General features: G+C 64.3%; 21 protein-coding genes and 1 tRNA gene. 12 read left to right on the forward strand and 10 right to left on the reverse strand.

The features are described from left to right. Position 1: 1 nt before the first annotated feature. The 5 genes from MT490_RS13230 to MT490_RS13250 all read right to left on the reverse strand — a co-directional run bounded on the left by MT490_RS13230 (position 2) and on the right by MT490_RS13250 (position 6,832). Positions 2 to 1,906: an AAA family ATPase gene (locus MT490_RS13230; protein ID WP_363321750.1), complete on the reverse strand. Its 1,905-nt coding sequence runs from the start codon at positions 1,904 to 1,906 to the stop codon at positions 2 to 4. A gap of 82 nt (positions 1,907 to 1,988) precedes the next feature. Further along, complete coding sequence (locus MT490_RS13235; protein WP_297388429.1) at positions 1,989 to 3,527, reverse strand: Shedu immune nuclease family protein; 1,539 nt, start codon at positions 3,525 to 3,527, stop codon at positions 1,989 to 1,991. 281 nt (positions 3,528 to 3,808) lie between these two features. After that, positions 3,809 to 4,732, reverse strand: coding sequence for a nucleotidyltransferase and HEPN domain-containing protein (locus tag MT490_RS13240; RefSeq protein WP_297388431.1), 924 nt, complete (start codon positions 4,730 to 4,732; stop codon positions 3,809 to 3,811). A gap of 73 nt (positions 4,733 to 4,805) precedes the next feature. Further along, positions 4,806 to 5,039, reverse strand: a complete 234-nt coding sequence (locus MT490_RS13245) for a sigma-70 region 4 domain-containing protein (RefSeq protein ID WP_297388434.1) — start codon at positions 5,037 to 5,039, stop codon at positions 4,806 to 4,808. A 50-nt stretch (positions 5,040 to 5,089) separates the two neighbouring features. Next, positions 5,090 to 6,832 carry a ParB N-terminal domain-containing protein gene (locus MT490_RS13250; RefSeq protein ID WP_297388437.1) on the reverse strand — a complete coding sequence of 581 codons (1,743 nt, stop codon included), beginning with the start codon at positions 6,830 to 6,832 and terminating at the stop codon, positions 5,090 to 5,092. A gap of 752 nt (positions 6,833 to 7,584) precedes the next feature. Here MT490_RS13250 and MT490_RS13255 point away from each other — a divergent pair. Beyond that, entirely contained in the window at positions 7,585 to 7,797 is a 213-nt protein-coding gene (locus tag MT490_RS13255) for an AlpA family phage regulatory protein (protein WP_297388440.1), read from the forward strand. A 165-nt stretch (positions 7,798 to 7,962) separates the two neighbouring features. Further along, a complete protein-coding gene (locus MT490_RS13260) occupies positions 7,963 to 9,036 on the forward strand; it encodes an IS110 family transposase (RefSeq protein WP_297388443.1) in 1,074 nt (357 codons plus the stop codon). A gap of 339 nt (positions 9,037 to 9,375) precedes the next feature. Here the strand turns inward: MT490_RS13260 and MT490_RS13265 are convergent, their stop codons facing one another. Beyond that, a complete protein-coding gene (locus tag MT490_RS13265; protein ID WP_297388445.1) occupies positions 9,376 to 10,746 on the reverse strand; it encodes a hypothetical protein in 1,371 nt (456 codons plus the stop codon). A gap of 149 nt (positions 10,747 to 10,895) precedes the next feature. On the opposite strand from MT490_RS13265, the gene MT490_RS13270 reads away from it, so the two are divergent. Further along, positions 10,896 to 11,174 (forward strand): hypothetical protein, encoded by a 279-nt coding sequence (locus tag MT490_RS13270; RefSeq protein ID WP_297388447.1) that lies wholly within the window; start codon positions 10,896 to 10,898, stop codon positions 11,172 to 11,174. A gap of 13 nt (positions 11,175 to 11,187) precedes the next feature. Then, complete coding sequence (gene vsr, locus MT490_RS13275) at positions 11,188 to 11,610, forward strand: DNA mismatch endonuclease Vsr (protein WP_297388450.1); 423 nt, start codon at positions 11,188 to 11,190, stop codon at positions 11,608 to 11,610. On the opposite strand, the gene MT490_RS13280 is transcribed toward vsr, so the two are convergent. After that, entirely contained in the window at positions 11,576 to 12,688 is a 1,113-nt protein-coding gene (locus MT490_RS13280; protein ID WP_297388453.1) for a restriction endonuclease, SacI family, read from the reverse strand. The two genes, vsr and MT490_RS13280, sit on opposite strands and share 35 nt — an antisense overlap. Continuing rightward, a complete protein-coding gene (locus tag MT490_RS13285) occupies positions 12,685 to 12,894 on the reverse strand; it encodes a helix-turn-helix transcriptional regulator (protein WP_297388455.1) in 210 nt (69 codons plus the stop codon). Before MT490_RS13285 ends, MT490_RS13280 begins: the two co-directional genes overlap by 4 nt. Before the next feature lie 98 nt (positions 12,895 to 12,992). On the opposite strand from MT490_RS13285, the gene dcm reads away from it, so the two are divergent. Next, a complete protein-coding gene (dcm, locus tag MT490_RS13290; protein WP_297388458.1) occupies positions 12,993 to 14,210 on the forward strand; it encodes a DNA (cytosine-5-)-methyltransferase in 1,218 nt (405 codons plus the stop codon). Positions 14,211 to 14,244: 34 nt separating this feature from the next. Here the strand turns inward: dcm and MT490_RS13295 are convergent, their stop codons facing one another. Next, positions 14,245 to 15,486 (reverse strand): integrase arm-type DNA-binding domain-containing protein, encoded by a 1,242-nt coding sequence (locus MT490_RS13295; RefSeq protein ID WP_297388461.1) that lies wholly within the window; start codon positions 15,484 to 15,486, stop codon positions 14,245 to 14,247. Between the two features lie 227 nt (positions 15,487 to 15,713). Then, a tRNA-Leu gene (locus tag MT490_RS13300) sits at positions 15,714 to 15,800 on the reverse strand. Positions 15,801 to 15,940: 140 nt separating this feature from the next. Between MT490_RS13300 and MT490_RS13305 the strand changes: the two genes are divergently transcribed. The 7 genes from MT490_RS13305 (at position 15,941) to MT490_RS13335 (ending at position 25,636) form a co-directional block, all read left to right on the forward strand. Continuing rightward, complete coding sequence (locus MT490_RS13305) at positions 15,941 to 16,876, forward strand: complex I NDUFA9 subunit family protein (RefSeq protein WP_297388463.1); 936 nt, start codon at positions 15,941 to 15,943, stop codon at positions 16,874 to 16,876. 50 nt (positions 16,877 to 16,926) lie between these two features. After that, entirely contained in the window at positions 16,927 to 17,727 is an 801-nt protein-coding gene (locus MT490_RS13310) for an undecaprenyl-diphosphate phosphatase (RefSeq protein WP_297388466.1), read from the forward strand. Positions 17,728 to 17,850: 123 nt separating this feature from the next. Continuing rightward, positions 17,851 to 19,284 carry an NAD(P)-dependent oxidoreductase gene (locus MT490_RS13315; RefSeq protein ID WP_297388468.1) on the forward strand — a complete coding sequence of 478 codons (1,434 nt, stop codon included), beginning with the start codon at positions 17,851 to 17,853 and terminating at the stop codon, positions 19,282 to 19,284. Beyond that, on the forward strand, positions 19,281 to 19,925 hold the full coding sequence (locus MT490_RS13320; protein WP_297388470.1) for a hypothetical protein: 645 nt from the start codon (positions 19,281 to 19,283) through the stop codon (positions 19,923 to 19,925). Before MT490_RS13315 ends, MT490_RS13320 begins: the two co-directional genes overlap by 4 nt. Beyond that, a complete protein-coding gene (gene gltB / locus MT490_RS13325) occupies positions 19,922 to 24,427 on the forward strand; it encodes a glutamate synthase large subunit (protein WP_297388473.1) in 4,506 nt (1,501 codons plus the stop codon). Before MT490_RS13320 ends, gltB begins: the two co-directional genes overlap by 4 nt. A gap of 69 nt (positions 24,428 to 24,496) precedes the next feature. Beyond that, a complete protein-coding gene (locus MT490_RS13330) occupies positions 24,497 to 24,919 on the forward strand; it encodes a hypothetical protein (RefSeq protein WP_297388476.1) in 423 nt (140 codons plus the stop codon). A 45-nt stretch (positions 24,920 to 24,964) separates the two neighbouring features. Beyond that, positions 24,965 to 25,636 (forward strand): glutathione S-transferase family protein, encoded by a 672-nt coding sequence (locus tag MT490_RS13335; protein WP_297388479.1) that lies wholly within the window; start codon positions 24,965 to 24,967, stop codon positions 25,634 to 25,636. Positions 25,637 to 25,744: the final 108 nt, after the last annotated feature.

Raw genomic sequence — 25,744 nt, forward strand, 5'->3', positions numbered from 1 at the left:
GTCACGGCACGAACACCATGATCGGCACCGCCTGCCCCTGGTTCTGATGGACGAACCGAGCCGTAGGCTTCTCGCAGGCGACGTCGGCAATGCCCTGAAGAATTTGCGCAGCTCGATTTCTGCAGGCGGTCCGGCGCGCCAGCGCATTGGCGATCGTCTCGTGAGCGATCCGATCGTCTTTCAGTCCATTTGGCTCGACCCCGCTTCGTTTCGCCTTCAGGCGAATGATCAGCGTTGCGAGGTCGCCGGGAGCAGTCGGGAGATCGGTATTGAGAATGGCCAGCACTGCCCCTTCGTCCGCCTGTATTGTCCAAGCGATAGCATCCTCAATCGTCCAGCCATCGGGCCAACGCAGGATCGCCCCACAGGTCTGGGCTTGAACGAGGGCGGTCGAGTAATCGTGTCCAGCGGGGTCTCCGTCAACCAAGGCGATAACATGGGGATGACCGCGAGAGAGAGAAGCGCATGTCACTTCGACGCACGAATCATGAGTCGGGATGACGCCGACGTGGCTTCCGAACGAGCAATTGATCTCACCGCCGTCGCCCAGTTCGACCACTCGCAGCAGCAGATCGAGCCATTCGAAGTCGAACCGGCCTTCGGGCACGAGCACCCTGTCGCTCATCATGGCAGCAGCCGTCTCGATCCGGTTGATCTGGAAGAGCTTACGAACGCCGTTGGAGACGTCCGCGGCGAGAGGCGCCCTAAGAAGCGGCTTGGCGTTGAGGGAGCCCGCGTCATTTCGAACGATGAGAAGTGAGGTCGGCTCGCAATAGGCGGAGATGAGCGGCGAATGCGTCGTGACAATCGTCTGGGTCGAAAGCGCCTGGAGTCGGGCCAGGATTCTGCGCTGCACGCTTGGTGGCAAATGCAGCTCCGGCTCCTCAAGCGCCATCATGAAGCTGCCGCCCTCCTCGATCCGTTTTTGCGCAAAATGGAGGAGGAGAAAGAGGCTTTGCAGCGAAATGAGCCCATTCCCCTGCCGCTTGGACGGAACCGGCAACTGGGCCGCGTTCGAGAAATGTGGTGCGATCGCTTCGAGGACGCCGACGCTGTCGGTTGATGTGAGGCGGAGGCGCAGTGCGGAGACGCCATCGCCCATGAGGCGAGACATCTCGTCATTGACCGCATCGACGATCGGCTTGAATCGTGGATCCTCGTCGAGCTTGTTTTCAGGATCGCGCAAGCGATCGCGCTCCTCCAGGACGGTATCCGATGGCATGCCATCGGCTGATCGAACGACCCGTCGGAATAGTTCGGAGCTGAATGACAGCATCCGGTCCCATGTTCGGCTAGCGGGCATGATGAACAGCCCGAGTTCCCGAATGAGTTTGGGTGAAACAGAAACGAAGCTTTCTTCGCCGAACACGTCGATATCGTCCGCATCGGCAAAATGCCGCGCGGTTTCCACCTCCAAGGAGTCACGATCGAAGCGCGCGGAAAAGATGATCTGGCACGCTAGGGTCTGGGTGTCATTCGCCCGCTCCGGAACGACGCCTTCCGTCGCGGGGTCGAACCAAAAAGGCACCCCCCGCCCATCGCGAAACCAGTCCGGATGATCGGCGGGGTCTTCGGTTCCAAATCCGATCACTGTCGCAACTATCTTGAGGCGGTCGTTCGCGGCCGGATCGGAGCCAAAGAAATCGTGCTCTGTCAACGACCGGACGAGACGGTCTCGTCCAAGGACTAAGGCCAGTGCCTCGACCACGGTTGTCTTACCGCTGTTATTAGGTCCGATCAAAACCGAGTGGTCCCCGAAGACCACCTTTCCCGACCTAATCCCACGAAAATTTTCAATTTCGAGAAGCGCTATTCTCATAATCCCCCTAGCACGGCCATATATCTTCCGATGGGAGGACTGTGGCAACACAGTCCTCCCCAGACCAACTATAGGTCGGCGGAGCATGATGGAAAAATGCGCCCCTGAAGCTCACCATCAAGGAGCTCGTTCCGATTACTGCAAGTGCCAAAATAGTCTAGTGCCCTATCTAGTGGGGAGGGTCGCGATCTTCGTCATCAGACTCGTCCCATCCATTGGCCTCGTCCGACTCGAAAATATTGTCCCAATCCTGGTCGTCCTCTTCGTCTAATTCCGAAACATATCTCTCGCCGGCCAGAAGTTCGCGGAGTAATCTCAACCGTTCCAGCAGTTCGTCAAACGTGATGACACGCACGTCCTTGAACTGGCTTCGGATCAATTCGAATGAGGTGATTTCCGCCTCGGTGGGTGGCGTCCGTCCCGCCAGGACAACGCACTCCACCGCCGACACATCAAGATCATTGATCTTACTGTTATAGCGAGTCTGAGCGATGTTGGTGAGTAGCTTGAGACGCTGATCGAGCACCTGGGATACCGAACCCATTAGCTCACGCGAAGGGGGATGAACGCCTCCGCGATATTCACTGCCGAGCAGAGGGGTCTTCGGCCGCTTTATCTCAACCAAAGCCGCATTGTGGGTCAGGGGGTTGGCCGCAAGGAAGTCAGCGATTTTCGTGCCACTGCCATCGAACGTTTGCCCGCCCACAGATGCGCTTGGTCGGAGGATCACAATGGGCTGACCAAATAGCATCGAGAGAAGAAATGGGTTGAGTTCCAGCAATCTCTGCCATGCACTCTCGATGCTATTGCGCCGCATATGTGATTCAAATGACGCGATGAGCCGATCGAGGCCCACTACCTCAATGTCTTTCTGAAGCTGCACAAACTCCTTTGGATCGCGGCGCGCTATGGCTTCCGCATTACTGGCCAATGCATTGATCAGACCTAAACGGTCTTTGCCGCGCAAGTTAACAACTGAACTCTTGTTGCCGCCTAGTAGCTTGAAGACAGTGCCCGGTTTATAGGGGCGCTCCTTGAACTCGAATTGGCCGGGTTGAGCGAGATGGATAGAAGCGTTGTGCGCCATTATTTCGCGCTCAGTGAGGCTTTCGGCTTGGTGCACCCGTGCGATACGGTTCATGCCGTTCCTCAGGGCGTTGTATTCTTCCAACTCCAGATAGAAGGTGTCGCCCTCAACGCGGGTACGTTCATCGAGCGCAAGCACCAGTCGAGTAACACCTTTGATTTTCTCCACCGAGTTAATGAGCGGGCGCATCTCCTTGACAACGCCAAGGCCGAATGACGGGTCTTTGATAAATCCCATCAGGATGCCCTGCATAACGTCGACGACGCCGAAATGCTCGTCGGGAATCTCCACGTGTTCCGGTAACGGAATCTGGATTTCACGGATGCTGCGATACTTTTGCCCGTAAAGTCGGTCGGAGAAATAGATGAGCTGTGGGAAAATGCTTATCGTCTGGGCATCGAAGTCGATTTGAAGCGCAGTGCGTGGCTCGGGCTCCTCGCCCTCGTGGTATTGCGCTGCTACTCCTCGAACCAAAGCGTCCGACGCCCGGATCGAAGCACTGACCTGATTATTCTTTCGCGAAACGACGAAGCGGGCTTCCCCATAGGGCGAACTGCTGCCTGCTCGGGCGTCGTCGGTGCTCTCTTCGCTTAGCAAGTTGCTGAATAGATCTTCGGACATCAGATGAGCCTATCCGGGTTCTTCATGCTTGGAAATCTAATGTCGCTTTGGCTTCACTCAGCGAACTATCACGGCGGCGGAAGGGCAGCTATCTGGTCACTGTCCCTAAAAGATGATCCGCAGCTGACCGCCCATCTCGCTCCGTCCGTAGTCCGAACCGCTGATGCTGCTGATGTCCGCTTTTCGCAGCCGTCCATCGGAAAGCAGACTGGCGGCTAGCGGCCCACCAGCGGTCATCGCGCGAGACCACTTTGCGATGAAAGGCACCGGAAAATGCTGATCTAAGCGGCGGCGCTGTGTTCGAGTGCCGCGATGCGTTCTTCGCAGATCACTTGCACGGCCTGACCCAGCGCTTCCACCCGCTCGCTGAGCCAAGCAAGCTCCTCATCGGTGATGCGGTAGTGCTTGGAGTATCGCGCTTTCACATAAGCTTCCTTGAGCTTCTCGAAGCGCGAACGATCAGCGCGGTTGTCGCGCGGCCAAGCGTCGATCAGGCGCGGATCGATGCGCTCGGCCTGTGTGCGCAGAAAACCGAGGTTGTGAACATGCGGCGTGTAGAAGGTACAGACCAGCAAAACGCAGTGATATAAGCGCTCCGTGGCCTGATGAAGATCGAAGGCCGCCTTTTTGGAACGGCCTCGCGCGCGGGCATCGCGACAGCCCTGCAGAAAGTCTTCCGCGCTCGGAAGCCACTCCTGAAAATACTCTCTCGCCATCGCGAGCGCCTGCTTCGGCGTTTTCGGCTTGGGCTGGTGCAGCTCGGTGTCGTCGCTCTGGTAAAGCGCGATCCCATCGCGGGCGACGTCCATGAAGAAATAGCGCCCGTGCGCAAGCCCATCGTTCACCTCCTGCAAGGTGTGCACGATGAAATTGACTGGGGTGCGAAGCGTTTTGGTGATCGCCAGCTCGCGGTTGAGCCGGTCCTCGGCCGATGACCAGAACTCCACGCGGTCGGTGAGCTTCGGGTGGTTGACGATCACGAGCAGGTCAAAATCGGACTGGTAGCCCTTGGCGGTGTGCGGCTCATCGACCCATCCGCCGCGCGCATAGCTGCCATAGAGAATGACCTTGAGGATGCGCGCCTGCTTCTTCCAATCCGAGGTCGCGATTGCGGTCGCGTCGCGGAACTCCTCGAAGAGGATTTGCACGACGCGCTCCAGCTCGCGCTGCTTGGCAGGGGGCAGATGATCGAGGTCGGTACGCATGTGCCATGATCCTATCGAAGCATTTCAGCAAAGCACAGCCTCGCGGGGCTGCCCCGCGAGGCTGAGGTGTGGGTCACCATAAGCGCCACCAGCGGCGCGGGCGGTCGACATGACGCGAGATATTGAACAGCGCCTCCGCAAACAGCTGCTCGACCTCGCGGAGGGTGAGCCCGGTTCGCTCGGCAATGTCGACGTAGCTCAGGTCGTCAAACCGCACCGCGTTGAACACTTGGCGCTGGCGCCGGGGCAGCCTGCGGATCGCCCGCTCGATCCGCTTCAAGGTCGCGGGATCCACATCGTCGGTCATGGAGCCTCCGATATTGGAGGGTCCGGCGGCACGGTGGCCGCCGGATATGTTCAGGCGGCTTGCCGCAGCAGCTCAGGCTGAGAGGTGGCGGGCATGCGGAGATCAGCGAGCCGGGCGGCGCGGCTGACGGTCCCCACGCCACCACGTTCGGTGTAGGCGGCAGGCGGAAACGCCATCCACTTCGGCACCCAGCCCTCGTGCCTATCGCGCCCGTTCTCGCCACTCAGGCAATCGCGGATGATCCTGCGCTTGACCTTGCCGGTCTCGCCCTCGTTGGCGGTGGCAACCTGCGCACCCGCGACATCGGCCAGCAAATGGCCCAGCACCTCGCGGTCCTTGATCAGGTCGAGCAGCACATCATCGGCCTGCCAGACCTTCGGCATGCTGGTGGCGACCAGCGACCCGAGAAGCTCGATGAGCTGGCTTCCCGCTTCAAGCGTCTCGGCCATGACGATGGCGAGGATGTCGAGCACCGCGGGATCGGGAAGCTCGATCAGGCGGATCAACAGCCCGGCAATCCCGTGCTCGCCCTCATAACCGCCGGTGACGGTCGGCGTCTCGGGATCGAACCCGAGCAGCGCCAGCACCGCCCGCCGCTTCTCGTCGAACACGGCTTCCGATGTGCAGTTCTCCACGCTCTCGGCGATGGCATCGCTGGCGGCACGCTGCGCCTCCACCCGGACATTCCACAGCGGCGAACCGACAATGGCATGCGCCACCATCACGCGCAGCGCGAGCGACGGCTGCCCCGCAAGGTCGGCCCGCACCGCTGCATGCCGGTGCAGATCGACATAGTTCTGGATCGGTGCGCTGATCTCGGGCCGGACCGGCTTTCCGTCCGGATTGGCTTCGCTCTGCTCGCGCCGACGCGCTTCCTTGCGGGAGATATAGCCCTCGTGGATCGCGACATCCCCGCGCGAACCGACCGCGATGAACACCTTGCCGCCCTTGCGCTTGGGACAACGCTCATGTTCCCAGCTGTGGAAGGCCTCGCCGGTCGGAAGCACGGTCACGTCCCATCCGGCCTCGCGATAGCTCTCCGCCTTCGCCTCGACGGCAGCGGTCTGCGCGGTCCAAAAGGTTGCGCTGTCCGCAAAATACCGCTCCTCGCCGAACAGGTCAGAGACGATCTCGTCTGGATAATCGGCCAGATCGAACAGCGCCGCGCTGACCGGGATCGACGCGCCGCCGAACAGCCACGCCTTGAGCTGATGGCCGGTCGGGCAATACGCGTCCGGGTCGTCGAGCAACGCCAGCCACTCGCGCTGCCGCGCCTTCGACGCGAGGGTCAGATGCCGCACCGTCGCCGCATCGATCTCACCCTTGCGATAGAGGCCACGGATGCGGGGCAGCAGATTGCCCAGCGCCAGCGTCCGTTTCACCCGAAGCTCAGTCAGCCCGAAGGTGAGCGCAATATCCTCGGGCGACCGGCCCTCGCGCACCAGCCGGGTGAAGGTCTCCCACAGGGTCACCTCGTCCGGGTCCAGCCGCGCGATGTTCTCGATCAGCGAAGCTTCCAGCGCCGCCGCGTCGTCACCCGCCGCCATGATCGCGCAGGGCAGCGGCTCGTCCTCCCCGCTCTCCGCCGCGACCGCCAGCGCCGCATGGTAGCGCCGCTTGCCCGCTACGATCTCGAACCGATCCTCGTCATTCGTGGGCCGCACGATCAGCGGCACGAGCACGCCCCGCGCCCGGATCGACGGCAGGATGTGCGACAGGTCCGCCTTGCGCTTGGCCCGCATGTTGGCAGCCGAGATGCAGAGCTTGGCGGTATCGATGTGCTTGAGTTCCATTGTCCTTACTCCTCAAACCACCGCAACCGGCGCCGGAATGGCGGGGTGGGCGGCAGGAGCGAACCGGAAGTCCCGCTGGCAGAGGCGGGCTGCACCCGCAGGGCCGCAACGAAGAGGAGGACTTGGGCAAAGCCCAAGTTGCGGCACGCCGCGGCGGGACTAGAGGGCAGCGACGCCCATCCCGCCAGATCGAAGCCGGAGGCCAACGCCGCCGCGCCCGGCGCGGCGTCCGCAGCCACTGCGCGCCAGCGCACCGGCTCCGCGAGGAGCCCATCAATGCGGCTCTCTCGAAGCCGGCAGGCCGTCGTGGCGGCGTGCGCGCGGGCCTTGGGGCCAGCCGCCGCCGCGCCCTACGGCCGGATCGAGCGCGCCACGCGGAAAGCAAAGGCGCTGCGGCCCCTGATGGCTGCGCAGCAGTCCGTCAGTGTACGCTCAATCGATATCGCGTCCCGCTGCCGGCACTCGCCGGCCTCGCGTCATGCGATCGCAACCCGCATGGGCCGAGATGTGGCAAACGACTCGGCGACGCGATTCGCGGCTTGAGAAGCGCGGTCACGCGAAGCGTGAGACGCTATGAGACGTCGTCCTCCCGTTCTCGACAACCGACCCGAGGTACCTTTCTGACGCACCTCACCGCATGGCACCGCAAAGTGCCGCTCTGGCACCAGAGAGCACCTTGTCCGGCGTGACTCTCGATCGCATCCTTGGCTCGGGGCGCACCATTAACCCGCACATGATGCAAGGTGATGCCAATGCAGACCGAGACTCCCGACAACATCCTCCGGATCCAGACCGTTCTCAAGCGCACCGGCCTCAGCCGCTCGACCATGTACCGTAAGATGGAGAACGGCACGTTCCCCGGAAACATCCGGATCAGCACCCGCTGCGTCGGATGGCGCGAATCCGCCGTCAACGCCTGGTTGCGCAATCCGATGTTCTATTCCGCAGCTGATTATATCGACTAGTGCTGCATATCCGTGATGTTTCTAATTGCTTTGCGTCGGTCCGCCCTCTCTTGCGAATCGGCCGACCAAGGTAGAGAGTCCGGTTCCGGCTCGGACTTCGACACGCATGTTAGGACGGTGATCCTGCGTAGAAAGTGAAGCCGGGTCGATGAAACGGAGCCGCGTATGAGCGAAGGCTTACGCTGGGCCGGCGTGGATACCTCAACTCGGACGTATTCCGTCTGCGTCGTAAATGCGGCTGGTGGGGTCGTGACCCAGGCAGACCTACCAGCGGATACCGAGGCCGCCCACGCTTTCCTGAGCGGCTATACCCCAACGCTGGTGGAGGTCGCTCTGGAGACCGGCACTACGTCGGTTCACCTTGCGCGAACGCTTGCCGAACTCGGATACGCGGTTTCTATCTATGACGCTTTGAAGGTTCGTCGCTTCTTACAGGTAAAGCTAAATAAGACCGATGCGAACGATGCACACGGACTAGCGGAGGTGGCCCGCATAGGAGGGGCGCACCTTCGAAAAACGTACCTCAAACCGCTGAGTTTGTCTGTCCTGCGGTCGAAGCTCGTAATCCGCGAGCGCATGATAAAAATGCGCAAATTGAACGAAGCGGCGATGATGAGCCTCCTACACGCCTATGGGGTGCGTGCCGACGTCACGCCATCTTCTCAACCCTCGTTGCGCCGCATCGTGATGAAGATGATACGAGATGTTGAGCGCAACTACGAGGTTCCAATCCGCGGATTGATTATGCCATTATTAAAACTGAGCGCAATCCTTCGTAAGGATGAGCTTCTACTGGAAAAGGATCTTAAGGATTATGCTTCCCACAGCGACATATGCTGCAGACTGATGGAGATTCCGGGCGTAGGCGTGATTACAGCGGTGTCTTTTGTTACCGCGATTGGCGATCCCCACCGCTTCCATCAATCCTGTGATGTTGGCGCATATCTTGGCCTAACCCCGAGAGTGTGGAGAACAGGCATCTATACAAAAAGACGCGGCATTTCGAAGGTCGGGAATCGCCTAACGCGCAAGCATTTGCACATTGCCGCGAGGGGCGTCTTGGATTCTCGGATCGAGAGTTCCCTACAAACTTGGGCCAAAGGTTTGGCAGATCGTACAAATCGCCGGAAGGCCGTGGTAGCACTGGCGCGAAAATTGGCAGTGGTAATGCTGACGATCTGGAAAACAGGCTCGAGGTTCGAGCTTGTTCGGCCTTTGGCTACTGCCTCAGAGCTGTAGCTGAGCTGCAGATTATGCACGAACACCTAAGGCACTGACCTTGGCGCAATCCGGATAACTGCAGCACCTAGAGCCATGGCGCCAGCCGTGGCTCACGTTTTATAGAAATATCTCAGTTATGGTGCCGGACGGTGAGAATACGCGCTTGGGGTTCGCGTGCCGATACCTTTAGTCGCGCACGACTTGGACATACGCACCGGCCCTCCGGCACCACCCAGTATAACGGAACCCGACGAGATGGACACCTTTACGCCGCGGGCCAATTTAAGCACCCGATAGTTCAAAGGTCCGTTGAAACGGGATCCTCGACTGAACTTATGCCCTGCGTTTCTCTGCGACCTAGTCACGCACGGCTCCATCGTTGCGATATCTTCTGATCGCATCAAGGTCATCCTCCAGCAGCGGCACCAACAGGTCGCGAGTTGGTGGCGCCTCCCTGCACGCAAGTTGATCCAAGTCGATCAGGTCGCCCAGCGCGCGCTCTTTCTCAATCACGGGAACGATAAGGCGCCCGACAACATCGCCGCGCATGTTGCTGGCGGTGAGCCGCGCCTCCAGATGGGCCGCCGCGCCGGTCGCGTCGACAAGCTCGATCACCCCGTTTAGCGTGTGCACGCGTCCGTGCCGGAAATCTTGGCAACGATGTTCGATCTGGACCTCCGGATCCTCCGATTCCTCGAGCGCGAAGCTGGCGCGATCGGGGCGCATCAGCTGCTGGCCCAGATTGGGAATGCGATTGTACCAGTCGCTGCGCGTCGAGGGTGGCGGCGGTCCGAAAATATCGACCAGATAAGGCGCCGCATGCAGGATTGCGTTTCCCGAGCGAAGCTCGAGCGTGAGATGCTCGGCTGCGACCGCGCCGTAGTTCTCGATCCGAACCTCGAAGCCATATTGCGAGAATTGCCTGGCGAGCCCGTGATGAATGTTAGGAATGTCACTTGCCACCAGCTCGGCAGCATAGTCGTCATATTCCTGGTCGTAGCTATCATTGACATGGAGTCCGACGCTCATGAAGCCCGTGTGCTCGCGCGGGTGCCGGGCAAGCACCATTCGCGCCAATGGCTCGATCAACTCGGCGGCGAGCGGCGAGACGCGGCAGCGCATCAGTGGCGGCTCGCTCAGCATGCGTATCGCCAGCCGCAGCTGCGGCTCGCTCGCTTGCAGCAGCCGTACGCGCTGCTCCAGCTCAGCGACGCGACGATCCGCCGGAGAGGGTTCTGGGTCGAGCAGCCAAGACTCATTGGGTCGCAGGGCGCTGAGGCCGTGGCGGCGGGCCGCTGCCCGCGGTCGGCTGTCGAAACTCAGCACCTCGATGCGCGAGGGGTGATCGATCAGCGCGTGCAGCGCCTGCGCGACAATTCGGTCGTCGCCATTATCCCGCTCGAGATCGTCGAGCTGGTCCCAATCGATACGGGTCGCAGGGACGTATGCGAGGTCCACGCTTATCGGCGCCTCCACGAGCCGGGTCGCCCCGCCGCTCTCGATCGACGGCTCCAGCATTCGGTTGAAGTCGCGAGCGCGCTGCCCCAGCCGGCCGTCGCGCTTGCGCGCATCGATCTCGGCGCTGACTTGGGGAAGCACCAAGAGCAGAATTGGACCCGCCGAGATCGAGGCCCAATCAAGCTGCTCAAGCGGCCGCGCCTCGAATACCATCTGCGTATCAAGGGCGAGCACACGCTTATAGCCGTTGGTATCCAGACGGTCGCTCATCCGCGGATGATGCCATCCTCGACCGCGGTCGAGCAACGGGCGTCAATGCTTGGTTGCGGAAACCCTCGAAACAACCGTTTCCCGGCTTCGCGAAGATGCAATCGAAGATCATGCTCAACGCAGGCGCGCAGCCGCGCTAGGAAAGGGAGATGACTGACGACCTACGATCCCTGTTTTGCTTACGCGACCCAGTGGCGGAGGCCGTCAAAAGCCGCCCGCAGGTCATCATCGCGCTACGGCAGTACCATCGATACGGCGCTCTGGCAGCAGCTGGTGCGCGTAACCCATTGGACGCCGAGGATATGGAGACGCAAGCGCGCCTCAAGTCCAAGGCAGCAGGTGGGCGCGCCGACATCATTTTCGATGATTTCGCAGGCTTGCTCGAGCGGCTGCGCATCGAGGCGCCACCACTGGCTCGTCACGGCTAGGGGCCGGCGCGAGATGGCAGATCGCCTCGATCGGGAAGCGCGCAGCGATCATATGCGTCGCATCAGGAAGGTTGATACCAAGCCCGAAATCGTGGTGCGACAGGTCGCGCATGCGCTGGGATACCGCTTCCGGCTCCATCGCCGCGACCTGCCCGGCACGCCCGATCTGGTCTTTCCCCGCCACAGAAAGGTCGTGCAGGTGCATGGCTGCTTCTGGCACCAGCACGAAGGCTGCCGGCTCAAGCGCCAACCCAAGACGCGGCCCGACTATTGGCTGCCGAAGCTCGCGCGCAACATGGCTCGGGATGTCGAGACGTGCGATCGACTAGCGGCGCTGGGCTGGGAGACGTTGGTGATCTGGGAATGCGAGACGCGTGACCGTGAAGGGGTCGCCGAGCGCCTCACGCGCTTCCTTCAGCCGCCCCGGGTATGCTGATCAGCGAGCCCCAAAGTGTGAGCGCCTCCTCAGTCACCTCAAGTTCGATCAAGCGCTGCTCGATCCGTCCGGGCAGCTCTGAGGCGCCATCGAGGGTGGGCAGCGGTCCCCAATGAAGCGCTTGGCCGACCAGCGTCGCCCAATCGCTGCACACGCTGAGCGAGACGCCGCGTTCCGCAGCCCATGCGCGCGCCTCGTCGAGTAGGCTCATCGAAGGGCTGGGCGCGATCGCGACCATCACCGCCTCGTCGACCTCTCCGCCAATGCATTTGTTGACCAGCAAGTAGAGATCCTCGCGACTCACCGCCTTGTCACGCACCTCGAAAACACGCTCCCAGCCTTCACCATCCCGACGCCTGACATTGACGTCCGCCGGAATTGTGCGGGAAGGATCATTGATTCGCCGGGCGTCCACGCGATCAGCGCCGGCGAACACATCCATCAGCCCGGCGACCACGGCTTGCGCGCGCCGGCCACCTTCGGACGAAGCGGAGACGAGCGCGTCGATGCTTCGCACTAGCGTGTCGATGCTGATTGCAACCCGATCGGAGACCGAACGGGAATATCGGGTGCCATGGCGCCGGCGCACCTCGATGTACGCGCGCAGGGCCTGACGCGCCTGTTCCTCGGTCGCCCCCTCGAGCCGATCCAGGATGTCGCAAAGCAGATTAAGCACGCCCTGCACGGTACTGCGCACCGTCGCAGCGCGCGTGAGCCGGTCGATTCCGACATAGGGCTGATTGTTTAGCGGCTCGCGGCCGGTGACCCCGAGGCTGATATCCAGCTCTGGCGCGTTCGGCACGAGCACGCCGTGGCATAGGCCGCGCGCAGAGTAGGTGTTCTCGCCGCCTCGCTTTTTTACCGAGAAGACGTCGATGGTCGGCACGGTGCATTTCGCGAGGATCGCGGTGCCCAGGAAGGCGATATGTGTCAGACTCTTGCCGGCGGCCGCCTCCGACAGCGCCTCGATCGGCTTGACCCAGCTTTGATCGACATAGCCGGCGGCGGCCTTCGCGGCCTCCTCGTACAGAATGCCACGCGCCAGCCTATAGTCCATCCCCGCCTGCGCCTTGCTCACGCGACACTCTTGACGGCGCGCTCGAGCTCGAGCAGCTCGCCTGGCTCGCAGCCGAGCGCGACACAGATCCGCTCGATCGTGGCAAGGGTGGCGTTGTAGCCTGGGCGTGTGGCAAGAGACTCTAGGCTGGCGCGTGAGACGCCGGCCTCGACTGCGAGAAGCGCATAAGTCATCGGCTCGCCGGTGCGGCGACGATAGGCCTCCATCTGCTCTTTAAGCCTCACCCGCATATCTTGTATTGACAATACAACCCCACCCGATAAGTGATTTGCACGATAGCGACTTTTGTAGAAGAATCGACCGCGTGAAAGTCATCAGCCTGTTCACTGGCGTCGGCGGGCTCGATTTCGGGTTCGAGGCGGCCGGCTATGAGACCGCGGTCGCGCTCGAGATCGATGGCGCCTGCTGCCGTACCCTGCGCGCGAACCGCCCCTGGACGGTGATCGAGGACGATATTCACGACGTCACCACCGTCGATCTGCTCGCTAAGGCGGGGCTATCGGTTGCCGAGGCCGATGTACTGATCGGCGGTCCGCCGTGCCAGCCTTTCTCCAAGTCGGGTTATTGGGCGACCGGCGACTCCAAACGACTGAAGGATGAGCGCGCGGACACGCTTTCGGCGTATCTGCGAGTCCTCGAGGAAGCGCAGCCAAAAGCCTTCCTGCTCGAGAATGTCTACGGCCTCGCCTATCGCGGCAAAGACGAGGGGCTCAATCGCATCCTCAAGGGGATCGAGGCGATCAATCGCCGCACCGGGCTCAACTACAAACCGCGCTGGCAGGTGCTGAACGCCGCCAGCTATGGCGTGCCGCAGCTGCGTGAGCGCGTGATCATCATCGCGAGCCGCGACGGCACTGAATTTGAATTCCCGAAAGCAGGCTTCGGGCCGCCGGAAGCGCTTGAGCCTGGGCAGCAGCCCTATCGCACAACGTGGGACGCGCTCGGCGACTTGCCGGCCCAGCCTAATGAGCCCGACCTCGAGATGGGCGGAAAATGGGCGGACCTGCTTCCCTCGATTCCCGAGGGACAGAACTATCTCTGGCACACCCGGCGCGGCGGAGGCCTACCACTATTCGGCTGGCGCACGCGCTATTGGAACTTCCTGCTCAAGCTGGCCAAGGACCGACCGTCTTGGACGATCCAGGCGCAGCCCGGCTCTGCGACCGGCCCGTTCCACTGGACGAGCCGTAAGCTTTCGTCGCGTGAACTCGCGCGCCTGCAGACCTTTCCCGAGGGCTTGACCTTTCCGGTCAGCCGCAACGAGGTGCAACGGTTGGCAGGCAATGCGGTGCCGTCGCTGCTGGCCGAGGTGCTTGCCCGCGAGATTGCCGTACAGCTGCTCGACCGTGGGCCTTATGCCGCCCCGCCTAAACTGCTGCCCGCCCCGCGGAAGCGCCGTCCCGGCCCGGAGCCGGTCATCCCTGTCTCGCGGCCATACCTCGCCCTGATCGACGACCACGCCGATCATCCTGGCACTGGGCTCGGCCGCGGCGCGCAGCAGCGCACGACGCGCGCCGCCTAGCTGTGCAATGCGCCAGTAGATCGATGTCCGGCCTCTATTTCCTGGCCCGATCTCTACAGGGTGAGGAAGTCCATGCGGGATCCTTCCCCTCGGGTCCATCGCGCAACAAGTCGAGATAGTCGCTCCACCACTGGTGCATCGCCACCCTTTCCTCCCAATAAGTGCCGCGATTATAAGTACCGCGCACCGCATCCTTGTCCGCATGTGCCAGCGACCGCTCGATCGCGTCGGGGCTCCACTTGCCGCTCTCGTTCAGAAGGGTGGAAGCGGTGGTCCGCAGTCCATGTGCCGTCACCTCTCCAACTGCGTAGCCCATGCGACGGAAAGCTTGATTGACGGTGTTCTCGCTAAGCGGTCGCCGCGACGTGTGGAACGCCGGAAAGATATAGCCGTCCGGGCCTGTCAGCTCATGCAGCTCCAACAGGTACGCCTTCACCTGTCGTGACAAGGGAATGGAATGCGGTCGCCGCATCTTCATTCTGGTGGCAGGGATTCGCCAGACAGAGTTGTCGAACTCAATCTCGGGCCATAGCGCCTGCCGGATCTCGCCCGGCCGGGCCATCACGTGCGGTGATATCTGGCAGGCAAGGCGTGTGATGCGATGGCCGGGATAAGCTTCGATCGCGCGCAACAGTTCCCCGAACGCTGCGGGCTCGAGGATCGCCGCGTGGTGCGTAGTTTTGGGTGTGATTAACGCGCCACGGAGCAGCGAGGTCGGATCGCTTTCAGCTCGACCGGTGGCCACGCCATAGCGAAACACGCGGCCGGCAAAGGATCTGCAACGGCGGGCGGTCTCGAGCTTACCTTTCGCCTCAAGTCGCTTCAGTGCAGCGAGAATGTCGATCGGCTTTAAATCAGTAAGTGGCTGACCGCATAACGGACGCAGCTGTTCGAGGAGCCAACCGGCCTTGGCCGTTGTCGTATCCGCGCGCCCTTCGGCGACCATCTTGCCGATATATTCTCGGGCCACGTCGCCGAAGGTGTTCGCCGCTTTGTAGTGGGCCAGCAGCTTCGCGCGCTTGCGTTCGGCCAGCGGATCGACGCCATCCCGCAACTTCTGCCGGGCCTCGTCGCGCTTCTCCCGGGCCTCCGCTAGGGTAACCTCGGGGTACCGGCCAAACGCCAGGCGCTTGTCCTTGCCGAGGTATCCGTATTTGAAGCGCCAGAGCTTTGATCCGCTCGGATGCACCTCGATATAGAGGCCTCGCTCGTCAGCCTTCTTGTAGATACGATCCTTCGGCTGGAGGGCGCGGATTTCCAGATCTTTCAAAGCCATATGCCAAACTCCCGATTTGATCGGTTCTGTTCGGATGGCGCCCACCTTTCCGGTCGATATGGCCCACCGGGCCATCATTTTTCCGGGGCCATTTTATGCCCCGACCGTGGCCCATATGGCCCCGGGATCGACTGGAACCTGCTCGGACATTTTCGCACAAAACCAAGCAAAATTGGCAGATTTCTGCCGTTTTTGTCGATGTGCTGGGATGCCCTGAGACAGGGAAATGGTGCCCAGAAGAGGACTCGAACCTCCACGGCCTTGCGACCGCCAGCACCTGAAGCTGGTGCGTCTACCAATTCCGCCATCTGGGCACGGGGTAGGCGGCGCGCTCTAGGGGAGGGGCGGGGGGCTGTCAACAGGCCATGCCGGGCGAAATCAGCGGCGTGCGGCGCTTGCCGTTTGGCCGGCCGCGCGGCATGGGAGCGGCTCGCACGAAGCTGAAGAGGCAGGGATGAAGGACAGGCTGGTAACGCTGATCGGCGGCGGCGGATTTCTGGGGCGCTATGTCGCGCAGGAACTCTATCGCGCCGGCGCACGGGTCCGCGTGGCGCAGAAGCGGCCGCGCGACGCCTGGTTCCTGAAACCCCTGGGCGGGCTCGGCCAGACCCAGTTCGCCGCGGCCGACGTGACCAGGCCCGACACGGTCGCCCGCGCGATCGAAGGGTCGGATCTCGTCGTCAATCTCGCCGGCACCTTCGGCAGCGCCATGCAGGCCGTGCATGTCGCAGGCGCGCGCAACGTCGCGGAAGCCGCGCGGCAGGCCGGCGCTACGGCGCTGGTGCACATCTCCGCGCTCGGCGCCGATCCCGATTCGCCCTCGGCCTATGGCCGCTCCAAGGCGCAGGGCGAGCAGGCGGTGCGCGAAGCCTTCCCCGATGCGACGATCCTGCGCCCCTCGATCCTGTTCGGCCGCGAGGACGCCTTCGTGAACCGGTTTGCCGGGCTGATCGCACGCGCGCCGGCGGTGCCGGTGCTGCGCGCCGGGGCCAGGTTCCAGCCGGCCTATGTCGCCGACGTCGCCCAGGCGGTGGCGAAGGCGCTGGACAATCCCGCGGCGCATGGCGGGCGCATCTACGAATTGGGCGGCCCCGACGTGGCGACGATGGGCGAACTCCACCGCTGGATCGCCGAAACGATCGGGCGCGACGCGCATTTCGTCGAACTTCCCGACGCGCTGGGCAGCCTGATCGCGATGTTCGGAATGCTGCCCGGTGCGCCGATCACGCGCGACCAGTGGCGCATGCTCCAGAGCGACAATGTCGTATCGCCGGTCGCCGAGGGTTTCGCGCGCGTCGGCGTGACGCCGACGCCGCTCGCCGCCGTGGCACCCGCCTGGCTGGTCCGCTTCCGCCGCCACGGCCGCTTCGGCGAATTCGGCGCCGCCTAAAAGACCGCCGGCACCGGGCCGGCCGCACGTGATCGAGGGCCCCTCTCCCCATGACCGAACTTCTCGTCGCGATCCTGCTCGGCATCGTCGAAGGCGTCACCGAATTCCTGCCGGTCTCCTCGACCGGGCATCTGATCCTCGCGAGCGAGCTGATGGGCTATGACGCGGCAGAGTGGGCGGTGTTCAACATCGCGATCCAGCCCGGCGCGATCCTCGCGATCGTCGTGCTCTACTGGCGGACCTTCCTCGCGGTGGCCAAGGGGCTGCTGCGCTGGGAACCGACCTCGGTGGCATTCGTCCGCAACCTGCTGATCGCCTTCTTCCCCGCAGTGGTGCTCGGGCTGGTCTTCGGCGACCAGATCGAGGCGCTGCTCGAAAATGCCGTGGTCGTCGCCTGGGCGCTGATCGCGGGCGGCGTCGCGATCCTGGTGATCGAGCGGCTGGTGCGCACCCAGAACGTGCTCGGCATCGCCGGGGTCTCGACGATGCAGTCGACCAAGATCGGGCTGGTCCAGTGCCTGGCGATGATCCCGGGCGTGAGCCGCTCGGGAGCGACGATCATGGGCGCGATGGCGCTGGGCATCGATCGCCGCACCGCTGCCGACTTCAGCTTCTTCCTCGCGCTGCCGACGCTGACCGGCGCCACGGCGCTCCAACTCTACAAGCATCGCGACGCGATCACCGCGGACAGCCTGGGCCTGATCGCAGTCGGCTTCGTCGTGGCCTTCGTGGTGGCGCTGGCGGTGGTCAAGGCGTTCCTCGCCGTGGTCACGCGGCACGGATTCGCGCCCTTCGCCTGGTACCGAATCGCCGCCGGAATCGCGGCCCTGTTCTGGCTTTCCGCCCGATAAGTCCGCATCGGCCATTATTTTCGCGCAACAATGTTCCAAAATCGCACTTAGCCGCCCTTGAATCGTTAAATAGGGCAGTAATACTGCCTTTTAATCCGGGCCTCCCTCCCGTAGGGGGCCCGCATGGCAGACGATGCGATGCTCAAATTCGTGGCGCGCGGGCAGGAATATCCCGCCAAGCGCGAGGCAGAACTCCGTGCGGAGGATTTCCGCGAGATCGCGGAGCGATACGCCGTGCCCGAGGCCGAGGCGCAGGCCGGGCGCTGCTCGCAATGCGGCGTGCCTTATTGCTCGGTGCACTGCCCGCTGCACAACCACATCCCCGACTGGCTGCGGCTCACGGCGGAGGGCCGGCTGCGCGAAGCGTACGAGCTGTCGAACAGCACCTCGACCATGCCCGAGATCTGCGGCCGCATCTGCCCGCAGGACCGGCTGTGCGAAGGCAATTGCGTGATCGAGTTCTCCGGGCACGGCGCGGTGACGATCGGCTCGGTCGAGAAGTTCATCACCGACAAGGCGTGGGAAGAAGGCTGGGTCGAGCCGGTCCGCGTCGGGCCGGCGCGCGGCCAGTCGGTCGGGATCATCGGCGCGGGCCCCGCGGGGCTCAGCGCCGCCGAATATCTGCGCGAGCTGGGCTATGACGTGCACGTCTACGACCGCCACGACCGCGCCGGCGGGCTGCTGACCTACGGCATCCCCGGGTTCAAGCTCGAGAAGCACGTCGTGATGCGCCGGATCGAGCGGCTCGCCGAGGCGGGCATCGTCTTCCACACCAGCTTCGAGGTCGGCCGCGACGCGAGCATCGACGAATTGCGCGCCAAGCACGACACGATGCTGATCGCCACCGGCGTCTACAAGGCGCGCGGGATCAAGGCGCCGGGCGTCGGCGCCGAAGGCGTGGTCGAGGCGCTCGACTATCTGACCGCGTCGAACCGCAAGGGCTTCGGCGACTCGGTCCCCGCCTATGACGACGGCAGCCTCAACGCCGACGGCAAGCATGTCGTGGTGATCGGCGGCGGCGACACCGCGATGGACTGCGTGCGCACCGCGATCCGCCAGGGCGCCGCGTCGGTGAAGTGCCTCTACCGCCGCGACCGCGCCAACATGCCGGGCTCGCAGCGCGAGGTCGCCAATGCCGAGGAGGAAGGCGTGGAGTTCGTCTGGCTCTCGGCTCCGGAAGCGTTCGACGGCAGCGACAAGGTGACCGGCGTGCGCGCGACCAAGATGCGGCTCGGCGCGCCCGACGCCTCGGGCCGCCGCGCGCCCGAGGTCGATCCGGGCGGGGCGTTCCAGCTCCAGGCCGATCTGGTGATCAAGGCGCTCGGCTTCGAGGCCGAGGACCTGCCCAGGCTGTTCGGCACCGAGGGGCTCGGCGTCACGCGCTGGGGCACGCTGCGCACCGACGGCAAGTCGATGATGACCAGCCTCGACGGCGTGTTCGCCGCAGGCGACATCGTGCGCGGCGCGAGCCTGGTGGTCTGGGCGATCCGCGACGGCCGCGACGTGGCGGCGCACATGCATGCGTGGATGCGCGCCAAGGCGAAGGTCGCCGCATGAGGACGTTCGCAAAGGCGCTGGGATTGGGCGTCGCCCTCGCGCTGGCCGCGCCGGGCGCGGCCATGGCGCAGGCCGCCCCGCAGGTGGTGCCGGCCAACCCCGATCCCGCCCGGCTGGAAGTCGCCGGGAAGATCGTCGCCAGGCTCGTTCCGCAGGGCGTCTATCTGCGCATGATGCGCGATTCCTTCCCGCAGATGATGGAAGCGATGATCGGCCAGATGAGCGGGCTCACCGCCGCCGATCTGGGCGAGAAGGACAAGAGCGGCAAGACGCTCGAGCAGATCGCCGCCGAGCGCGACCCCGCCTTCCGCGAGCGCATGAGGATCATGACGCGCGTGATGGGCGAGGAGCTGGGCACGGTGATGGACAAGCTCGAGCCGCGCGTCCGCACGGCGCTGGGCAAGTCCTTCGCGCGGCGCTTCACGCTCCAGCAGCTCGCCGACATGGACGCCTTCTTCGCGACGCCCTCGGGCGCCGCCTTCGCGAACGCCTATCTGCTGACCTTCATGGATCCCGAGATGATGCAGGAAATGTCCGCGGCCACGCCCGAGATCATGCGCGCGATGCCCGCGATCATGGCGCGCGTCGAGAAGGAGACCGCGCACCTGCCGCCCGCGCCCAAGCCCGAGACGAAGCAATGACCCACGAGACCGAACGCACCCGCCTTGCCCGCGAGGGCATGTACCGTCCCGAGTTCGAAGGCGATGCCTGTGGCGTCGGCATGGTCGCCGCGACCGACGGCCAGCCGTCGCGCCGCGTCGTCCAGTCGGCGATCGACGCGCTCAAGGCGGTGTGGCACCGCGGCGCGGTCGATGCCGACGGCAAGACCGGCGACGGCGCCGGGCTGCACGTCGACCTGCCGGTGCGCTTCTTCGACGACGCGATCGCCGCGGGCGGGCACCGCGTGCTCCCCAACCGGCTCGCCGTGGGCATGATCTTCCTGCCGCGCACCGATCTGGGCGCGCAGGAGGCCTGCCGCACGATCGTCGAATCGGAGATCATCGAGGCCGGCTACACCATCTATGGCTGGCGCCAGGTGCCGGTCGACGTTTCGGTGATCGGGATGAAGGCGCAGGCGACGCGCCCCGAGATCGAGCAGATCATGATCGCGGGCCCGATGCCGGCCGAAGTCGACGCCGGCGAGTTCGAGAAGAACCTCTATCTGGTGCGCCGCCGGATCGAGAAGCGCGTGATCGCCGCGCAGATCAACGGCTTCTACATCTGCTCGCTGTCGACGCGCTCGATCATCTACAAGGGGCTGTTCCTCGCCGAGAGCCTCGGCGACTTCTACCCCGATCTCAAGGACGAGCGCTTCACCAGCCGCGTCGCGATCTTCCACCAGCGCTATTCGACCAACACCTTCCCGCAATGGTGGCTGGCGCAGCCCTTCCGCTGCCTCGCGCACAATGGCGAGATCAACACGATCCGCGGCAACAAGAACTGGATGCTCAGCCACGAGATCAAGATGGCGAGCATCGCGTTCGGGGAGCAGAGCGAGGACATCAAGCCGGTGATCCCGGCGGGCGCTTCCGACACCGCGGCGCTCGACGCGGTGTTCGAGGCGATCTGCCGCTCGGGGCGCGACGCGCCCACGGCCAAGCTGATGCTCGTCCCCGAGGCCTGGGACGACAACACGCCCCAGAGCCACCGGGCGATGTACAAGTATCTCGCGAGCGTGATGGAGCCGTGGGACGGCCCGGCCGCGCTGGCAATGACCGACGGCCGCTGGGCGGTGGCGGGCGTCGACCGCAACGCGCTGCGCCCGCTGCGCTACACCCATACGTCCGACGGGCTGCTGATCGTGGGCTCGGAGACGGGCATGGTCCAGATCTCCGAAGGGAGCGTCGTCGCCAAGGGCCGGATGGGCCCGGGGCAGATGATCGCGGTCGATCTCGAAAAGGGCGTGCTGTTCGACGACGCGGCGATCAAGGATCGCATCGCCGGCGAGGCGAACTATGCCGCGATGATCGGCGAGTTCATCACCCTGGGCGACCTGCCCGCGGCCGAAGCGGGCGACTATTATGATCGCGCCGAGCTGACCCGGCGCCAGGTCGCCGCGGGGCAGACGCTCGAGGACATGGAGCTGATCCTCGCGCCGATGGTCGAGACCGCCAAGGAAGCGATCGGCTCGATGGGCGACGATACGCCGCTCGCGGTGATCTCGGACAAGCCGCGGCTGATCAGCCAGTTCTTCCGGCAGAATTTCAGCCAGGTCACCAACCCGCCGATCGACTCCTTGCGTGAACGCCAGGTGATGACGCTCAAGACCCGCTTCGGGAATCTGGCGAACATCCTCGACACCGAAGGCACGCCGGGGCGCGTGCTGGTGCTCGAGAGCCCGGTGCTCACCAATGCCGACTGGCACCGGCTGCGCGCGCATTTCGGGACGCAGGCGGCCGAGATCGACTGCACCTTCGACGCGCAGGGCGGCCCTGACACGCTGCGCGCCGCGATCGCGCGCATCCGCACCCAGGCCGAGCAGGCGGTCCGCGCCGGCTGCACCGAACTGTTCCTCACCGACGAGCATATCGGCCCGGACAAGGTGGCGCTCGCCGGCGTGCTCGCCGCCGCCGCGGTGCACACGCATCTCGTGCGCCGGGGGCTGCGCTCCTATGCCAGCGTCAACGTCCGCACCGCCGAATGCCTCGACACGCATTATTATGCAGTGCTGATCGGCGTCGGCGCGACGACGGTGAACGCCTATCTGGCCGAAGCCTCGATCGCCGACCGTCAGGCGCGCGGCCTGTTCGGCGATCTCAGCCTCGCCGAATGCCTCAAGCGCCACCGCAAGGCGATCGACGAAGGGCTGCTCAAGATCCTGTCGAAGATGGGCATCGCGGTGATCTCGTCCTACCGCGGCGGCTATAATTTCGAGGCGGTCGGCTTGAGCCGCGCGCTGGTCCACGACCTGTTCCCCGGCATGCCGGCGAAGATCTCGGGCGAAGGCTATGCCTCGCTCCACTTGAACGCGACCATGCGCCACGAAGCGGCGTACGACCGCGCGGTCGCGGCGCTGCCGATCGGCGGCTTCTACCGCCAGCGGCACGGCGGCGAGACGCATGCCTATTCGGCGCAGCTGATGCACCTGCTGCAGACCGCGGTGTCGACCGACAGCTATTCGAGCTACCTGCAGTTCGCGCGCGGCGTCCGCGACCTGCCGCCGGTCTATCTGCGCGACCTGCTCGAGTTCAACTTCCCGAACGAAGGCGTGGCGATCGACCAGGTCGAGGCGATCACCGAGATCCGCAAGCGCTTCGTGACGCCGGGCATGTCGCTCGGCGCGCTCTCTCCGGAGGCGCACGAGACGCTGGCGATCGCGATGAACCGCATCGGCGCCAAGGCCGTGTCGGGCGAGGGCGGCGAGGACAAGATCCGCTACAAGCCCTACGAGAATGGCGACAACGCCAATTCGGTGATCAAGCAGATCGCCTCGGGCCGCTTCGGCGTGACCGCCGAGTATCTCAACGCCTGCGACGAGATCGAGATCAAGGTCGCCCAGGGCGCCAAGCCCGGCGAGGGCGGGCAGCTGCCCGGCTTCAAGGTGACCGAGTTCATCGCCAAGCTCCGCCATGCGACGCCGGGGGTGACGCTGATCAGCCCGCCGCCGCACCACGACATCTATTCGATCGAGGATCTGGCGCAGCTCATCTACGATCTGAAGATGATCAACCCGCGCGCGCGGGTCTGCGTCAAGCTGGTCAGCTCGGCGGGCATCGGCACGGTCGCGGCGGGCGTCGCAAAAGCCCACGCAGACGTGATCCTCGTCGCTGGCCATGTCGGCGGCACCGGCGCCTCGCCCCAGACTTCGGTGAAGTACGCCGGCACGCCGTGGGAGATGGGGCTGACCGAGGTCAACCAGACGCTCACCCTCAACGGGCTGCGCGGCCGCGTGACGCTGCGCACCGACGGCGGGCTCAAGACCGGGCGCGACATCGTCATCGCCGCGATCCTCGGCGCCGAGGAATTCGGCATCGGCACGCTTTCGCTGGTGGCGATGGGCTGCATCATGGTGCGCCAGTGCCATTCGAACACCTGTCCCGTCGGCGTCTGCACGCAGGACGAGCGCTTGCGCGCCAAGTTCGTCGGCACGCCCGAGAAGGTCATCAACCTGATGACCTTCATCGCCGAGGAAGTCCGCGAGATCCTGGCCAAGCTGGGCTTCAAGAGCCTCGACGAGATCATCGGCCGCACCGAACTGCTCCGCCAGGTCAGCCGGGGCGCCGAGCATCTCGACGATCTCGACCTGAACCCGATCCTCGCCAAGGTCGATGCCGACGAGAGCCAGCGCCGCTTCAGCCTCGGCACCTTCCGCAACGAAGTGCCCGACAGCCTCGACGCGCAGATGATCAAGGACGCCGCCCCAGTGTTCGCGCGCGGCGAGAAGATGCAGCTGACCTATTCGGTGCGCAACACGCACCGCGCGGTGGGCACGCGCCTCTCGTCGGAAGTGACGCGCAAGTTCGGCATGTCGACGCTCGCCGACAACCATGTCCAGGTGCGGCTGCGCGGCTCGGCCGGCCAGTCGCTCGGCGCCTTCCTGTGCAAGGGCATCACGCTCGAAGTGTTCGGCGACGCCAACGACTATGTCGGGAAGGGCCTGTCGGGCGGGACGATCGTCGTGCGCCCGATGGTGAGCTCGCCGCTCGCATCCCAGGACAACACGATCATCGGCAACACCGTGCTCTACGGCGCGACCTCGGGCCGGCTGTTCGCGGCAGGCCAGGCGGGCGAGCGCTTCGCGGTGCGCAACTCGGGCGCCGAAGTGGTGGTCGAGGGCTGCGGCGCGAACGGCTGCGAATATATGACCGGCGGCACCGCGGTGGTGCTGGGCAGGGTCGGCATGAACTTCGGCGCCGGCATGACCGGCGGCATGGCCTTCGTCTACGACGCCGACGGCAGCTTCGAAGGGCGCGCCAATCCCGAGAGCATCGTCTGGCAGCGGCTCGCTTCGACGCATTGGGAGGGCAAGCTCCGCGCGCTGGTCGAGGCGCATGCCGAGACGACCGACAGCAAATGGTCGCAGGGCATCCTCGAGGATTGGGACCGCGCGATCGAGCATTTCTGGCAGGTCGTGCCGAAGGAGATGCTCACCCGGCTCGCGCACCCGCTCGACGACGCGGTGGAGGCCGTCGCGGCCGAGTGACGGCGTTCAGGCTAGGCTAAGCCGTTGGATTGGATGTACAAGGCGTTCCTGACGACTCGGGAGAATGTCATGCGTCTGGTCTCCGCTGCCGCCATGCTGTGCGCCATCGCCCTGCCCGCCGCCGCGCAATCGCAGCGTGAGGCCGATGCCGTGCGCGCGCTCAACGATCCGATGGTGCAGGAAGGCGTGGCCATGGCGATGAGCGGACTGGCCGGGATCGTGCTCGACACCAAGGTCGGGCCGCTCGCGCGCTATGCCGATCCGCACGAGGACATCCGCCCGAGCGACACGCTGCGCGACCTCGAGCGCCGCCGCGACCCGCATTTCGAGGCGAAGCTGCACGACCGGACGCGCCGCGCGGTCGCCGGCGTGGGCTTGGTCGCCGGCGACGCGCTCGCCATGTCGGGCGAGCTGGCGCGCACCGCCGACCGGCTGCGCGACGCGCTGGCGCCGCTCGCGGGGGCGATCGAGGCGTATAACGACGATAATTGACGCATCCGCTGGACGCGCCGCGCGTCCGCAGTAGATACGGGCTGCATGTGGCAGCTCCTTCAATTTCCCCTGTGTCCCTTTTCGCGGAAGGTCCGCCTGCTGCTCGGCGAGAAGGGCGTGGGCTATGAGCCGGTGCGCGAGTCGCCCTGGCTCCGCCGCGACGAGTTCCTCGACCTGAACCCGACCGGCCAGGTGCCGGTGATGGTCGATACCGAGCGCGGCGTGACCCTGATCGATTCGGCGGTGATCTGCGAGTTCTTCGAGGAGACCGTCAGCAAGAACGCGATGATCAACGGCACCGCGACCGACCGCGCCGAGATCCGCCGGCTGGTGATCTGGTTCGACCATCATTTCTACGGCGACATCACCGCCCCCCTGCTCCACGAGCGGATGATCAAGCGCGTCGTCCACAAGATGGCCCCCGACGCGAAGGCGCTGCGCGAGGCGATGAAGGCCGCGGTCGCGCATCTCGACTATATCGATTATTTGCTCGATCACCGCACCTGGCTGGCGGGCCCGACGATGAGCCTCGCCGATCTCGCCGCCGCCGCGCAGATCTCGATCGCCGACTATCTCGGCGGGATCGACTGGAAGAGCCACGAACAGGCCAAGCGCTGGTATATCGGCATGAAGAGCCGCCCGAGCTTCCGGCCCCTGCTGTCCGAGCGGATGGAGGGAATCCCGCCGCCGCCGGATTACGAGAAGCTCGACCTCTAGAGCGTTTTCCGAGCGACGTGAATCGTTAGGGATTCCCAAGGGCGTAGTTTTCTGATTCACGCTTCCTGCTGGTGAAGGAGGCCGGCGTGGATGGGTCGGATGCTTTCG

This window comes from Sphingomonas sp., from assembly GCF_026460985.1.
Taxonomy (GTDB): Bacteria; Pseudomonadota; Alphaproteobacteria; order Sphingomonadales; family Sphingomonadaceae; genus Sphingomonas.